General features: G+C 69.2%; 14 protein-coding genes. 4 read left to right on the forward strand and 10 right to left on the reverse strand.

What is annotated here, in order from left to right; translation table 11 throughout:
• Positions 1-145: 145 nt before the first annotated feature.
• The 3 genes from ACIRP2_RS28240 to ACIRP2_RS28250 are packed head-to-tail and all read right to left on the reverse strand — an operon-like array spanning position 146 to position 2336.
• A complete protein-coding gene (locus tag ACIRP2_RS28240) occupies positions 146-424 on the reverse strand; it encodes a hypothetical protein (protein ID WP_404255029.1) in 279 nt (92 codons plus the stop codon).
• 56 nt (positions 425-480) lie between these two features.
• The gene (locus ACIRP2_RS28245; protein ID WP_404255031.1) at positions 481-1662 is read right to left on the reverse strand and encodes a cysteine desulfurase family protein; all 1182 of its coding nucleotides are present in this window, start codon (positions 1660-1662) and stop codon (positions 481-483) included.
• A complete protein-coding gene (locus ACIRP2_RS28250) occupies positions 1659-2336 on the reverse strand; it encodes an ArsR/SmtB family transcription factor (RefSeq protein ID WP_404255033.1) in 678 nt (225 codons plus the stop codon). The genes ACIRP2_RS28245 and ACIRP2_RS28250 overlap by 4 nt, the downstream gene beginning before the upstream one ends.
• A gap of 47 nt (positions 2337-2383) precedes the next feature.
• Between ACIRP2_RS28250 and ACIRP2_RS28255 the strand changes: the two genes are divergently transcribed.
• From ACIRP2_RS28255 to ACIRP2_RS28265, 3 genes are all read left to right on the forward strand, one after another.
• On the forward strand, positions 2384-3802 hold the full coding sequence (locus ACIRP2_RS28255; protein ID WP_404255035.1) for a rhodanese-like domain-containing protein: 1419 nt from the start codon (positions 2384-2386) through the stop codon (positions 3800-3802).
• Positions 3799-5082 carry an MFS transporter gene (locus ACIRP2_RS28260; RefSeq protein ID WP_404255037.1) on the forward strand — a complete coding sequence of 428 codons (1284 nt, stop codon included), beginning with the start codon at positions 3799-3801 and terminating at the stop codon, positions 5080-5082. Before ACIRP2_RS28255 ends, ACIRP2_RS28260 begins: the two co-directional genes overlap by 4 nt.
• Before the next feature lie 269 nt (positions 5083-5351).
• Positions 5352-6101 carry a type 1 glutamine amidotransferase gene (locus ACIRP2_RS28265; protein ID WP_404255039.1) on the forward strand — a complete coding sequence of 250 codons (750 nt, stop codon included), beginning with the start codon at positions 5352-5354 and terminating at the stop codon, positions 6099-6101.
• A 225-nt stretch (positions 6102-6326) separates the two neighbouring features.
• Here ACIRP2_RS28265 and ACIRP2_RS28270 read toward each other — a convergent pair whose 3' ends face one another.
• Both ACIRP2_RS28270 and ACIRP2_RS28275 read right to left on the reverse strand, forming a co-directional pair.
• The gene (locus ACIRP2_RS28270) at positions 6327-6950 is read right to left on the reverse strand and encodes a hypothetical protein (RefSeq protein ID WP_404255041.1); all 624 of its coding nucleotides are present in this window, start codon (positions 6948-6950) and stop codon (positions 6327-6329) included.
• Positions 6951-6982: 32 nt separating this feature from the next.
• Positions 6983-8464: an MFS transporter gene (locus ACIRP2_RS28275; RefSeq protein WP_404255043.1), complete on the reverse strand. Its 1482-nt coding sequence runs from the start codon at positions 8462-8464 to the stop codon at positions 6983-6985.
• A gap of 63 nt (positions 8465-8527) precedes the next feature.
• Between ACIRP2_RS28275 and ACIRP2_RS28280 the strand changes: the two genes are divergently transcribed.
• Positions 8528-9160 (forward strand): TetR/AcrR family transcriptional regulator, encoded by a 633-nt coding sequence (locus ACIRP2_RS28280; RefSeq protein ID WP_404255045.1) that lies wholly within the window; start codon positions 8528-8530, stop codon positions 9158-9160.
• Positions 9161-9584: 424 nt separating this feature from the next.
• On the opposite strand, the gene ACIRP2_RS28285 is transcribed toward ACIRP2_RS28280, so the two are convergent.
• The 5 genes from ACIRP2_RS28285 to ACIRP2_RS28305 all read right to left on the reverse strand — a co-directional run bounded on the left by ACIRP2_RS28285 (position 9585) and on the right by ACIRP2_RS28305 (position 13750).
• A complete protein-coding gene (locus ACIRP2_RS28285) occupies positions 9585-10142 on the reverse strand; it encodes a GNAT family N-acetyltransferase (protein ID WP_404255047.1) in 558 nt (185 codons plus the stop codon).
• Positions 10143-10468: 326 nt separating this feature from the next.
• Complete coding sequence (locus tag ACIRP2_RS28290; RefSeq protein WP_404255049.1) at positions 10469-11674, reverse strand: FAD-dependent oxidoreductase; 1206 nt, start codon at positions 11672-11674, stop codon at positions 10469-10471.
• 11 nt (positions 11675-11685) lie between these two features.
• The gene (locus ACIRP2_RS28295; RefSeq protein ID WP_404255051.1) at positions 11686-12255 is read right to left on the reverse strand and encodes a TetR/AcrR family transcriptional regulator; all 570 of its coding nucleotides are present in this window, start codon (positions 12253-12255) and stop codon (positions 11686-11688) included.
• Between the two features lie 277 nt (positions 12256-12532).
• The gene (locus tag ACIRP2_RS28300; protein WP_404255053.1) at positions 12533-12763 is read right to left on the reverse strand and encodes a hypothetical protein; all 231 of its coding nucleotides are present in this window, start codon (positions 12761-12763) and stop codon (positions 12533-12535) included.
• Between the two features lie 477 nt (positions 12764-13240).
• Entirely contained in the window at positions 13241-13750 is a 510-nt protein-coding gene (locus tag ACIRP2_RS28305) for a DinB family protein (protein WP_404255055.1), read from the reverse strand.
• Positions 13751-13880: the final 130 nt, after the last annotated feature.

Raw genomic sequence — 13880 nt, forward strand, 5'->3', positions numbered from 1 at the left:
CTTTTCCGAAGCGGCGGTGAGGGATCGGGGAAAGGGCATCGACCGGCGTGTGGTCTCGCCGTGTCGGGCCGGTCCGGGGGTGCGGCCGTTGTGCACCGGCCCGGCGTCGGATGAGCAGTGCTGCGGGCCGGTGCACGGGGTGTTCTCAGGCGGCGTCGAGGGCCTGGGCGAGGTCGGCGATCAGGCCGTCGGAGTCTTCGAGGCCGACGGACGGACGGATCAAGCTCGGCGCGCTCGGCCGGCCGTAGCGGGTGCAGAGGTTGCCGCTCCTGCGGCCTTCGACGACGTCGAGGAGGTCGGCGGTGGTGTCGAACGCGAAGGTGGAGTGGTTGTGGAGCGGGGTGTGGACGGCCCCCTCGACGTCGCGGCGTTCGCCGGCGTGGACGCTGCGGGTGGACAGTCCGTGCGCGGTGGTCTCGGTCATGCCTCTCCTGTTCGTCTTCATCGTCGAATTCCTCTGTTTCGGGCCGGTCGGCCCGGTCACTGCGCGGCAGCCGCCTCGGTGAGGGCCGTTGCCGCCGTCTCGATGTCCTCCGGCGTGGTCCAGCGCCCCAGGGACAGCCGCAGTGCCCCGAGCGCGCGGGCCGGTTCGAGCCCCATCGCGGTCAGCACCGGGGAGGGGATGTGGGTGCCGCTGTGGCAGGCCGATCCGGTCGAGGCCGCGATCCGGTCGGCTGCGGCAAGGAGTTCGTGTCCCAAGGCCCCCTCGATGCTGACGTTGAGCGTGTTCGGCAGCCGCTGGTTCCTGGGCCCGTTCAGGTGGGCCCGGCCCGGCAAGGCCACAGCCAGCCGCTGGTGGAGATCGTCGCGCAGGGTTGCGAGCCGGGCCGGGGCGCCGGCGCCGAGTTCGTCGGCCGCAAGCCGTGCGGCGGTGCCGAGCGCAACCGCCAGGGCGACGTTCTCCGTTCCCGCGCGCAGGCCGTGCTCCTGCCCGCCGCCGTAGACGACCGGCTCCAGTCGTACGCCGTTGCGTATGTACAAGGCGGCTGCGCCCTTGGGCGCGTACAACTTGTGCCCCACGATCGTGAGCAGGTCCACGCCCAGCTCGCCGACGTCGAGCGGGATCTTGCCCACGGCCTGGGCGGCGTCGCAGTGGAAGAGCGCGTCGTGCTCGTGGGCGAGGGCGGCGAGTTCGGCGACCGGCTGGAGGGCGCCGGTCTCGTTGTTCGCCGCCATCACCGAAACCAGCACCGTGTCGTGGGTGAACGCGTCGGCCAGGGCCGCCGGGACGACGAGCCCGTCCCTGTCGACGGGCAGCATCGTCACGCGTGCGCCGTGCAGCCGTTCCAGCGCCGACACCGTCTCCAGCACGGCCGGGTGCTCGGTGGTCTGAGTGATCACGTGCGGGCGCGGGCGGCCGGAGGCGAGGACCGCGCCGCGCAGCGCGAGCAGGTCGGCCTCGGAGCCGGAGGAGGTGAAGACGATCTCGCCGGGCCGGGCGCCGATCAGGCCGGCGACTTGGGCGCGTGCCTGATCGAGTGCCCGTCGCGGTGCGTGGGCGTAGGGGTGGCCGCTGGAGGGGTTGCCGAAGTGGTCCGTCAGGTGAGGCCACATCGCCTCGGCCACTCGCGGGTCGACGGGGGTGGTGGCGTTGTAGTCCAGGTAGACCGGTCCGCCGGCGAGCCCCGGGGGCGGCGGGAGCGTGCGGTCGGGGCCGTTCACGTCAGGTCCGAGGCGTCGACGGGCAGCTCGGACAGGCGCCACTCCAGCATGCCGTCGTTGAGGCGGATCGCCGGGCGCCCGTGGTCGGTCAGCAGCCGTACCGCGTCGTAGGCCAGGGCGCAGTACTCGCCGCGACAGTAGACGATGATCTCCAGGTCCTCGGGCAGCTCGTTGATCCGGTCGGTCAGCTCCTCGACCGGGATGGAGATCGCGCCGGGAATGTGCCCGGCTCTGTACTCCTCGACCGGCCGCACGTCGAGTACGACGACATCCCCGGCGGCGATCCGGACCCGCAGCTCCTCACGGCTGAGCTCGTTCGCGGTGTCCTCGCCGAGGTAGGCGTCGCGGGCGGCGGGCACGGCCGCCTGGTGGGCTTCGGCGACCTTGCGCAGCAGCGCGAACAGCTGGGCGACGTCGTCCCCGGCGAGGCGGTAGTGGATGCGCACACCCTCGCGGCGGGTGGCGACGAAACCGGCCTGTTTGAGGGTCTGCAGATGCGCCGAGGCCGTGGTCAAGTTCAGCCCGGCCGCCTTCGCGAGCGCATCGACGGTGCGCTCGCCCTGTGCCAGCAGGTCCAGCAGCTCCAGGCGCTTTCCGCTGGCCAGCGCCTTTCCGCTGGCCGCGAACGCGTCGTACAGCTTGGCCTTCGTCGCGGTCTTCGTGTTCTCCGACATGGCATCCTCCATAAATCCATGGATTATTGTAGTTGAATCTTGCGGGTGTGACCACACGCCCCGCTTCCGAGATCCTGGAGGACGCCGTGGGCTTCGCGGACGATCACCTCATCCCGCTCGTCGACGAAGGGCTTGGCAACAGCGCCTACCTGCTCGACCTCGGCGACGGACGCGCGCTGGCCATGGACGTCAGCCGTGACCTGCGCGTTCCGCACGCGGCTGCTGAACGGCGCGGACTGCGCATCGCGTTCGCCGCGGACACACATCTGCACGCCGACTTCCTCTCCGGCGCCGTCCAGTTGGGCCACGACACCGGGGCGACCGTGCTCGCTTCCGCGGCCGGCCGCCGTGCCTTCGCGCACCAGGCGTTGGTGGACGGCGACGAGGTCGATCTGGACGGCCTGACGCTGCGGGTCCTCGCCACCCCCGGACACACCGACGAGCACCTGTCCTTTCTGCTGCTGGACGGCTCCCGGGAACTCGGGGTGTTCACCGGCGGGTCGCTCATCGTGAACTCCGCCGCCCGCACCGACCTCCTCGGCCCGGAGCGCACCGAAGAACTCGCCCGGGCCCAGTACCGGTCGCTGAAGCGGCTGACCGAGCTGCCGGACGAGACCGCGGTGTGGCCCACGCACGGCGCCGGCTCCTTCTGCTCCGTCCCGCCCGGCACCGAGCGCACCACCACCATCGGCGCCCAGAAGCAGGCCAATCCGCTGCTTGCCGCGCCTGACGAGGACACCTTCGTGGCCCAGCTGATCGCGAGCCCGGGCACCTACCCGGCGTACTTCGACCGGCTGGGCGAGATCAATCGGCGCGGCCCGGCGGTGCTGACCGCGCAGCCGCTGCTGCCTGCCCTGTCCGCTCAGCAGGTGCGGGCCCTGATGGCCGCCGGTGGCCACGTCGTCGATGTCCGCCCGGCCGTCGGCTACGCCGCCGGTCACATCCCCGGCTCCCTGTCCATCCCGCTGCGCGACCAGTTCGCCACCTGGCTCGGCTGGCTCGTGCCCGACACCGCACCCTTGGCCTTCGTCGCGGGCGAGGACCAGGATCTGAGCGAGATCGTCTGGCAGTCCCACAAGATCGGCTACGAGCGCCTCTCCGGCCACCTCGTCGGCGGCTTGGATGCCTGGCTCGCCGACGGCAATCCGCAGGCCGCCACCGTGTTCGTCTCCGCCGGCCGCGCCGCCGGCCGCCCCTACGTCGATGTCCGGCAGGAGGCCGAGTTCGCCGCCGGGCACGTCCCGGGCGCGGTGCACCTCGAGCTCGGTGGCCTGGCCGCCGCTGCCGCCGACGCCCCCGCCGGCGCCGTCGTGGCCTGCGGGCACGGCGAGCGCGCCATGACCGCCGCCAGCCTCCTGGAGCGCGTCGGCCGCACAGATGTCGCCGTCCTCGACGGCGGACCGGCCGACTACGCAGGCGCGCACGGAACACGGCTCGTCCAGGGCATGGAGGGCACCCGCTCGTGAACACCACCGCTACGGTCATCACGCCGACGGACGCCGACGGACGGCCCGTACGGCTGGGTCTGCGGGAGAACTGGCTGCAGTTCACCCTGCTCGTCATCGTCAACGTCTGCGTCGGCGGCCTGGTCGGCCTGGAGCGCACCACCGTCCCGCTGATCGGCTCCGAGACGTTCGGCCTGACCAGCGACCTGGCCGTTTTCTCCTTCATCATCGCCTTCGGCCTCACCAAGGCCCTGACCAACCTCGCCGCAGGAGCGCTCACCGCCCGGTTCCGCCGCAAGCAGCTGCTGGTGGCCGGCTGGCTGCTGGGCATCCCCGTCCCCTTCGCGCTCGCCTGGGCACCCTCCTGGGGCTGGATCGTCGCAGCCAACGTCCTGCTCGGCCTGAACCAGGGCCTGACCTGGTCGATGACCGTCAACATGAAGATCGACCTCGTCGGCCCCGCCCGGCGGGGACTCGCCACCGGCCTGAACGAAGCCGCCGGCTACACCGCCGTCGGGGTCACCGCCCTGCTCACCGGCTACCTTGCCACCAGCTACGGCCTGCGCCCCGTCCCCGAGCTCATCGGCGTCGTCTTCGTCGCCGCCGGCCTGGCCCTGGCCCTGGTCGTCCGCGACACCGCCGCCCACGTCGCCCTCGAACTCGCCAACCACACCAAGCCCCTGCCGAGCGACGAGGACACCGGCCTGAAGGCCACCTTCACGCGCACCTCCTGGCACAACCGCTCCCTGCGCGGCGCTAGCCAGGCCGGGCTGATCAACAACCTCAACGACGGCCTCACCTGGGGCGTCTTCCCCCTGCTCTTCACCGACCACGGCCTCGGCCTGGCCGCCGTCGGTCTGATCAAGGGCCTCTACCCCATCCTGTGGGGCCTCGGGCAGATTCCCACCGGCCACCTCGCCGACCGCATCGGTCGCAAACCACTCATCGTCTACGGCATGCTCGTCCAGGCCGCCGGATTCGTCCTGGCCCTCGCCCTGCTCGATCGGCCCCTGCTCGCCGGAATCCTGTCCGCTGTCGCACTCGGCCTGGGCACCGCCATGGTTTATCCGGCCCTCATCGCATCCATCTCCGACCACGCCCACCCCGCCTGGCGGGCCAACGCGCTCGGCACCTACCGGTTCTGGCGGGACATCGGCTACGCCGCCGGCGCCCTCGTCGCCGGCGTTCTCGCCGACGCCCTCGGCCTCGACGCCACCGTCATCGCGGCCGCCGTCCTCACCGCCGCCTCCGGACTCCTCGCCGCCCGCTGGATCACCGACCAACGGCCCGCCGCCCGTTGAACGGCCCGCCTGCCCCGGCGCCACCGGGGCAGGCTCCGGGCGACCGGCCACAGACGCCGCGGCGGCTCCCCTCCTCGAAGGCATGCACCTCCTGCGGGCTCCACCCCTCGGCGAGGTCGAGCAGGCACGGTCCGCTCGTAGGCGCCTGCTCCTCGCCGGTGTCGTCGGTGCTGCCCTGGGGCAGTGTGGTCTCACAGAGGCCGAGTGGAATGACTTCGGCCGCTCGCTCCAACCGACAGGACGCGTGGACGACGACAAGGGGCAGAGGAATGAGTGTCGCCGGAGTGATGGCTACGGCACTGGTGGTACAGCACGAGCCCGGAGGGGGACCGGGCCGTTGGACGGCCTGGCTGACGGAGCGGGGTGTGACGGCGCATGTGGTCCGGGCATACGAGGGCACCCCGCTTCCGGACCGGCTGGAACACCCCGCGCTCATCGTTCTCGGCGGCGCCTACCTTCCCGACGACGACGCTCTCGCGCCCTGGCTGCCCGCGACCCGGGCCCTCGTGCGCCAGGCCCTCGCCGAAGAGACGCCGACGTTCGGTATCTGCCTCGGGGGCCAGATGCTCGCTCACGTCGCAGGCGGCGAAGTACGTGGGCAGCACGGACCACCCGAGTTCGGCAGTACTCGGCTCAGCTTGCGTCCCGAGGCAGCCGGGGACCCGCTGTTTCACGGGCTGCCCGCACATCCTCCGGCCATCGAGAACCACGTCGACGCCATCACTGCGCTTCCTGCCGGCGCCCACTGGCTGGTCCGTAGCGAGCACTGCCCCTACCAGGCATTCCGAATAGGCTCCGCAGCATGGGGCGTGCAGTTTCATCCGGAGACGACGGCGGAGCGGGTCCGTGGCTGGAACCGCGACCGGTTGAACCGAAACGGTGCTCCAGCCCCGGAGACCCTGCACGCTTTGGCACTGCGCGACGAACCGGCAGCCACCGACACCTGGCGCACCGTCGCCCACCGTTTCGCGGACATCGTGACCGCAAGAGCCAAGCGTCCGGGGCCACAGGTTCGTTGACGAACTCGTGCACCGTCGCCGGTGAAACGTCGGGGGCCGCGGCCGGGACCGGAAGCCGGTGCGCCCTTCCTGCCGATGGTGCCGGGGCAGTGGACCATCCCGCGCGTGTCGTTGCGACACGACCGCGCCGTCATTGCCACCCGCGTTCCCACCGACCGACTGCGCACCGCGCACCGCACCGGCCGCCCCTGTACGGCGCGGCCGTGCACCAGCCGCCATCGCTCCCTACCGGCCGGGCCGCCCCGGAACGCCAGGCGTCGATCGCCCGCGCGCCGAGGGGTTGTGGACTCCCGATTTCGTGGCGCGAGCCGCCGTCGCGGTGCGGTGCAGGTGAATCAGCACCCGCATCATGACGCGGGGGTCGGTGACCAGCACGCGACCATCCGGTTGGTGACACAGTGCTCGGTCCGCCCGCGGAACCATGGTGCGTGGTCCGATCAGATCGCATCCCGCGCCGAGCAGTACTTCCTCAACGGACGTGAACGGGAAGGCGCTCCCGGTTCCTGCAGTGGTGGTCAGGACGGCAGTCGGCAGACCGTGCAGTGGGGAGGCAGCGGCCGGCCATCCGAGCCAGTTCAACGTGGTGAGCAGCGGTTCGGGGAGAAAGCCCTCGGGCGCAGCGATCAGCAAAGCGTCGGTCGTTGCCACCGCTGCGTGCAACCGCGCAATACCTGGGGGCAGTTCCCCGGCTTGCGGCGCGGCGTGGGCGGTGGGAGGGGCATCCGGTGCCTGCCACGTTTCGATGCTGATGCCGGTGGGGCCGGGCCTGGCGAGGGACCGCAGCAGCAGCGCACCGAAGGGATCGCAGCTCTTGTCGGCACTCAGGCCCAGCACATGCACGTCGTTCATCGTGGTTTCACCTTCGCGGAGGGGCGGTTGAGTCAGCACTGACGGGTACGTGCCCTGGGGCGCAGCCGGCGAGCGAGGAGGATGCCCACCACTGCGAGCAGCCCGGTGAGGACGAAGACGCCGAGCAGCGCCGTGCGGGTGGAGCCGTCGTAGTTCTTGGCCAGTGCGATGGCCGCACCCCCCAAGCCGGCGATCAGGGCCGTGGCGAGAGTCTGCGCGAGCTGGAGGGCGCCGCTGGCCTCGCCCTGGCGATCGGACGGTGCTTGCTCAAGGGTGTCGGTGGTGGCGGCGTTGAAGCCGATACCCATACCGAGGCCGCCGATGCCCCACCCGGCGAGGGCGATCCACGAAGGCAGCGCGCTGGTCAGGATCGTCAGCGCCATCAGCACAACGCCTGCCAGCAGCACGGCGAAGCCGAGCGCGGTGGCGGCGGCGCGTCCGTCCCCGCCGGTGTCCCGCTTGGCTTGCAGGCCGGAGCCGATGACCCAGGTGATGGCTCCGGCTGACAGCCCCAGGCCGGCCAGGGCGGCGCTCATGCCGCGCAGCTCTTGCAGGCCCAACGGGAGGAATGCCTCACTACCGAAGTAGACACCACACAACAGACCGCGGAGGACGATGCCCGCGCCGAGGCCGGGCCGGGCGCTGAGGGTGCCCTCGGGCATGACCCGGCGAAGTGCGGGAACGGCGACGGCGAGGCCGAATACGGCCAGAGCGATCAGCAGGGCGAGGTTTCTCAGCAGCAGCGCCTGGAGAAGTACGCCGGTGCCTGCCGTGAGCAGCATGGCGCTGGGCAGTGGGCGCTTGCACCATCGAAGATCGGGGGCCGTTGCGACGGAGGGGACGGACTCCGCCTGTCGTAGTTCCCGCAGTGGCGGCAGAGTGAGCACCGCCGCGACGGCGATGATCGGCAGCATGATCAGGAAGATCGACCGCCATGTGGTGTGATCGGCGAGAACGCCGGTGATCGCCGGGCCGATGAGTGAGGGAATGGTCCAAGCCGACGACAGGAGGGCGTACATCCTTGCCCGCAGGCGCTGAGGGTAGGCCAGCCCGATCATGGTGTAGGCCATGGACATCACGGCTCCCACACCGAGGCCCTGGCCGAAGCGCCCCATCAGGAACAGCGGCCAGGTACCTGCGACGCCGGCCGCCACACAGCCCAGAGCGAAGACGAGCATGCCGAGCGCCATCGGACGCCACGGCCCGCGGTGGTCAGCGGCACGTCCGGCAAGCACCGTGCCAATGATGTTGGCCAGCATGAGCGCGGACAGGCCCCAGCTGTACGCGCCGAGGCCATCGAGGTCCTCGGCTATTCCCGGGAGAACGGTGGCCACGCCGAGGGACTCGAAGGCGACCATGCCGACCGACAGCAGGACGCCGAGCGTGAGTGCGCGGTAGGAGGCGCCGAACACACTCTCCTTGGCACTGCGGGTATGCGTAGCGGGGGCGAGCGGGGCTTGTACTTGCGAATCTTCGAGCTGGCTGGGCGTGGTCTCACCGGGACTGCGGGGCATGACACTCCTGAAGGCTTTACGTTCCATGCCGGAACGGAACATAAAATAATCTATACTCGCCCCATGGTGAACAGTGCAAGTGGATCCAGGGGCCCTGCCGCCCGCAAGGGCTCCGGCAGGCCGCGCGACGTCCGCATCGACGACGCCGCACCTCAGGCGGTGATGGAGATCCTCAACGAGGTCGGTTACGGCGGGCTCACGATGGAGGCTGTCGCCACTCGCGCAGGAACCAGCAAGCCCGCCCTCCGTCGCAGGTGGCGCTCTCGTCAGCATCTCGTCGTGGAGTCGTTGACCCGTGTCGTCGGCGTTGCCCCGACTCCCGACACCGGTTGCACGCACTGCGATCTCATCGCCGGTATCGGCACTCTCAGCAAGGCGTTCACGACGACGGTCGGCCGCAGGGTGCTGCCCGCGCTTGTCGCCGATCTGGCCAACGACCCCGAGCTGGAAAAGGAGTTCCTCAACGCCTACTTCCATCCCCGGCGCGCGACCACGGCAATGGCGCTGCGGCGGGGCATCGATCGTGGCGACATCCGGTCCGACGCCGACATCGACCTGCTGCTGGACATGTTGGCGTCGACCACGTATTACCGGGTTCTCTTCGGCCACCTGCCCATCACGCCCGAACTCGCCGAGGGTGTTGTATCAGTGGTCATGGCAGGCGTCGCCACCGAACGGTGGCGCAGCGATCATTAGGGCTGTCCCGCAACCCCCGGCGGGCGCACGACGGCAACTACGGCACCTCGCCGCTAAGGGCTGTCCCGTAATCCCTGGCGGGCGCGCGACGACAGCTACGGCACCTCGCAGCGTTGTCGGAACATCCGCATACATCCAGTATGCGGACGTCCCTCCGCCTTGCGATGCACCGCATCCGACGCCGCGCGTTGATCCACCAGGGATTACGGGACAGCCCTTAGTCGGAACGTCCGCATACATCCAGTACGCGGACGTCCCTCCGCCTTGCGATGCACCGCGTCCGGCGCCGCGCGCTGCGTCCTGGACGGTCTTCTGGCTCGAAGATCAAGCAACGGGCCAAGCATCACGACATCGGCAGGACGGTCAAAGCTGTCGAATCGATCAAGGAACGTCAAACTCGTCGGCGTCAGTTGACGGCCGGTTCTCACGAGTGCGGCGAAGAGACACGGGCATGGTGCCATTCGGAGGCCAGAAGACCGAAGAGCAGGTCGTCGGTCCATTCCTCCTTGATCCAGGTACCTGCTCGACGGCGGCCCTCCAGGACGAACCCGACTCGCTGAAGAAGTGCGGCCGAACGAGCGTTTCGCGCGTCGCAATCGGCTGAGACACGATGGAGGCCTCGGGTCTCGAACAAGTCGGTGAGGATGGCGTGTACTGCCTCTGTGGCGTAGCCGTGACCTTGCTCCTTGCTGTCGAGGGTGATGCCGAGTTCCGCTTGCATGATGTTGTCGTGGAGACGCACCCCGGCGTCACCGACCAGGCGACCGTCGGTTTTGAGTTCGATCGCGTACTGGAACCAGCCCGGCTGGTCGGGGGAACCGTGGGCGAACGTGCGGGCCAGTTCCTGCGCCGCTTCGAGGGAAACCGGAGCTGTCCAGCTCTGATGGCGTGCGACCTCCGGATCGGAGCGATAAGCGGCCAAGCATGCTGCGTCGGCAGCGCGGAAGCGGCGAAGTACCAGCCGAGACGTCTCAATGAGCATGACGTGATCATCATATGCCCTCCGAATTCCCGACGGAGGATTTCCCTTCTTATTGAATCTCACTCGTCTCAGGTGAATCCGGGGGCGCATCTCGGTGTTCGGGCGACGGGGCACCTTCGGATTCCCTCGCCGAGCGGGCTTGGCCCCATTGAGAATTGTCTGCCAACGGGCCATCGCTTCGCGTGGCTGCTGGGCAGGAGCGGTGGTGTTCAGGGGCAATCCTTGGCTCCATCCATGGTCGGTGCACCGTTCGACCGACCGTGACCGCCATGTACGGATCAAGCCCATCAGCGTCAACACCTCACCCGCTGTCACGCACCAACTCTTCAGCCGGCGAAGACCGCTCTGCGCAGCGGGCCGATCGCACCGCAGGCGCGGAAGAAGCCGCGAGCCGTGCCGCGCAGCGCCCTGCTCCTCGCGGTGGCCAGGGTGAGGTAGCGCAACGAGGTGCCGACGGACGCGAATCCGTCCATCAGCATCCGGCTCTCGTAATCGCGCACTGCGGCGGGCAGCGCGAGTTCGCCGCTACGCACCCGGACCAGGGCGTCGCGCAGCAGGTGCGCGTCGTGCAGAGCGGCATTGCCGCCGAGCCCGCCGACCGGCGGCATGAAGTGAATGGCGTCGCCGAGCAGTGTGACATTCGTGGTGTTCCAGTGCTTTGGCTTTCGCGCGGCGGCGAAGTCGAACCGCTGCACGGTGGCGGCAGGTGTGTCCGTGATCATCCTGCGCAGGTCGGGATGCCAGTCGGCCATCCGGCCGGCAACGGCCGAGCGCAGGTCCGGGCCGGAACCGGAATTCAGCGTGCTGCACAGCGCGTCCCGGTGCGACACGTGTGCCCACATCAGATAGTCCTCGTCCACCGGTTCGGTCTCGGTCTCGCGGCGGCGGAACACCGCGGTGAACAGGAAATCCCGCTTCGGCAGGACCATGTTCTTGCCGCTGAGCAGTTCCGGCGGCAGCCAGGCCAGGTTCGTCTCGGTGAGCGGAAGCTTGCCGCCGATGCCGACACCGGGCGCGTCGGTGGTGCGCGCGTCCGGCAGGAACTGCCGGCGCACCCGGGAACGGCTGCCGTCCGCGCCGACCAGCAGATCGCCCGTTGCCGTGCTGCCGTCTGCGAACGAGGCGACGACCCGCCCGCCCGGCAGTTGTTCGTAGCCGACGAATTCCTTGTCGAATTCGACGATGTCATCCAGGCCGTGCAGTAGCAGGCGGCGCAGGGCGATCCGGCTGACCGCGTGCGTTGCCTCTGCCGGACCTGGCGCGAGCACGTCGTCCTCGCGCATCAACTCGTCCAAGCGCTCGGTGAACACACCCATGCCGCGGCCGGGATCGCCGGACGTGGCGATCAGCGTGTGCCACAGATCTTCGGGCAGGCAGGCCTGCAATGCCCTGCTTCCGACGGGTTCGATGTTCAGGCGATAGCCCTGCAACCGGGCGTCGGGCGTGGTGTCGCGTTCGTACACGGCGACGTCGATGCCCGCGCGACGCAATCCTTGTCCCAGGCAGAGCCCGCCGATGCCGCCGCCGATCACGATGATCCTGGTCATGTCGGAGATCCTCCGCCGAGCAACGTGTCCAGTTGAGCGAGAACGGCTGCGGCGTGCTCAGAGCCGAGGCTGGCGCCCTTGACCGAAGCGATCACCAGCCGTGCCGCGATGACCGGGTCGACGCCGTCCGGCCAGGCGCGCTCGGCGGCGCCGTCGGCGAAGACCGAGGTGAGCGAGGCTTGCCAGCCGCGCTCGTTGGCCGTGATGGCCTCGGCGAGTTCCGGGTCGCGCAACGCGGCCAGGTCGATCTCGCGTAGAACCACGTGCAGGTCGGGATGCTCGGCGATCATCCGGCCGAGCGTGGTCAAATGCGCGTGCAGCTTCTCCCGAGGCGTACCCGTCGCGGGTGTCGCGGTCCAGAACTGCCGGGTCGCGTGGCCGGCGACCGCGCAGACCAGATCCCGTTTGGTGGGGAAGTGGTGGTGGATCGTGGAGTGGTCGATGCCGACCGCGTTCGCCACCTCGCGCAGCCGCAGCCCGCCCAGTCCCTTGGCCGCGATCTGCTCGTATGCCGCAATCACCAGCGCTGCCTTGCGCTCCGCCCCGCCGGGACGTTCGTCGGCCACCATCGGTCTCCTCTCCACCAACCACTTGGTGGATTGGACCCTACGCGGTGTGACGATGTCAACAGACAGGGCACATAAGCGCGTTGAGCAGCGGGCGGGCGGCGTCAACGCTGGAGTCGCCCGACCTCTCATGAATGACCGATGGTGAGAACAGCGAATCGGAACCGTCGCTGACGCCAACCGCTGCTCACTCGCGGCAACCTGCGCCGGTACAAGCCCGCCGCACACCGGATGTCAGGCCCTGACCCCGCCTGCCACCAGCGGCTTGGTGAACTCCTCACGCCTCTCCGCAGATGACAGGCATCCGTTTTGGCATGTCTGCCCGCAGGGCGGGCTGGTCCACCCCGGTGCTGCGATCCAAGCAGTTCTTGTCGTCGATCAAGGTCTGTCCTGGCCGTGCGTCGATGAGTTCTGCTTCGACGGCGAGCAGGTCCAGCAGCGTCTCGCGCTCATCGGCCTCGGCTCCGCTCAGCGCGAAGGCGATCGGCAGACCGTGCAGGGTGCACACCAGGTGCAATCGACAGTCTCGCGGGAGCGGCTGCATTCGACCGGTGAAAAATCCACCACCCATACATCGTCGGTCCACAGGGGGTGCTGCGGGCCGGCGTGCGGGTGAGGCGCCGGATCGGATCAGTCGCCTTGCGCGCAACCGCTGGTCGCAGCCGGGCTGCTGGTGCAGGTGGGGAAACAGATGCCGCAGGTGAGCGCAGGTGTGCCGCAGCCACCCGGCCTCGGAGGCGAAGCCCGACATGACCTGCATCATCGCCGACGTCACCAGCTCCGCGTCGCCGAGCCGCGATTCCTACGGGCGGTCGCCAGGGGGCCCATTGCGGCAAATCCTTCAGTGGATCGTCGGTCTTCACATGGAGCGCGATGACGGGTTGGTCCAACTCTGCTTTCACGCAATGACGTTGGACTTTTCCCCTCCAGCCGCGCGGGTGATTCTCCCGACTGCCCGGCATATGGAGATGGGCGTCCTGTGGACTCAGGCGCCCACGATCCCGTCGATACCCTCACGCAGAAAGTCCGCGTGCCCGTTGTGTCGGCCGTACTCCAGGAGGACGTGCACCATCACCATCCGCAGCGATACCTCCTCGCTCCACCTTGGCTGATACCCGACCTGGTCCAGGGACTCGGCATCCCGTTCGATACGGCGCGAGTTCTCCACCTCGGCCTCCCAGGTCACGAACGCCTCCTCCCTGGTCGACGCGCTCGCGTCGTACGCCGCCTGGAAGTCGATCCTGTCGGACCAGACCATGGGTGCGTCGTTGTCCTCGAACACGCGACGGAACCAAGCACGCTCCACCTCTGCCATGTGCCGCACCAGACCGAGCAGCGAAAGCGTGGACGGCGGCATCGACTGCTGCCGCAGCTCCTCATCGGTAAGCCCTTCGCACTTCATGGCGAGGGTCGCGCGGTGGTAGTCGAGGAATGCCCGCAGCGTGTCGCGTTCGTTTCCGAAACTGGGCGGTCCTATGCGGTTGTCGCTGGTCACCGGCAGTGCTCCTCATCCATGTCTGCATTCAGGGCCAGTATCCACTTCCATCGACTCTCCCAAGACGATTTCCGTCAACCGGACCTGACTGCCACCACGGAGGTCGCCGGTCGGAGGAATCAGCAAGGAC

This window comes from Streptomyces sp. NPDC101194 (genome assembly GCF_044767885.1).
GTDB lineage: Bacteria > Actinomycetota > Actinomycetes > Streptomycetales > Streptomycetaceae > Streptomyces.

Coding starts and splice junctions, on each gene's coding strand:
- ACIRP2_RS28240 (WP_404255029.1), bottom strand. CDS start 424: ATGACCGAGACCACCGCGCACGGACTGTCCACCCGCAGCGTCCACGCC.
- ACIRP2_RS28285 (WP_404255047.1), bottom strand. CDS start 10,142: ATGCTCATTGAGACGTCTCGGCTGGTACTTCGCCGCTTCCGCGCTGCC.
- ACIRP2_RS28250 (WP_404255033.1), bottom strand. CDS start 2,336: ATGTCGGAGAACACGAAGACCGCGACGAAGGCCAAGCTGTACGACGCG.
- ACIRP2_RS28275 (WP_404255043.1), bottom strand. CDS start 8,464: ATGCCCCGCAGTCCCGGTGAGACCACGCCCAGCCAGCTCGAAGATTCG.
- ACIRP2_RS28280 (WP_404255045.1), top strand. CDS start 8,528: ATGGTGAACAGTGCAAGTGGATCCAGGGGCCCTGCCGCCCGCAAGGGC.
- ACIRP2_RS28265 (WP_404255039.1), top strand. CDS start 5,352: ATGAGTGTCGCCGGAGTGATGGCTACGGCACTGGTGGTACAGCACGAG.
- ACIRP2_RS28270 (WP_404255041.1), bottom strand. CDS start 6,950: ATGAACGACGTGCATGTGCTGGGCCTGAGTGCCGACAAGAGCTGCGAT.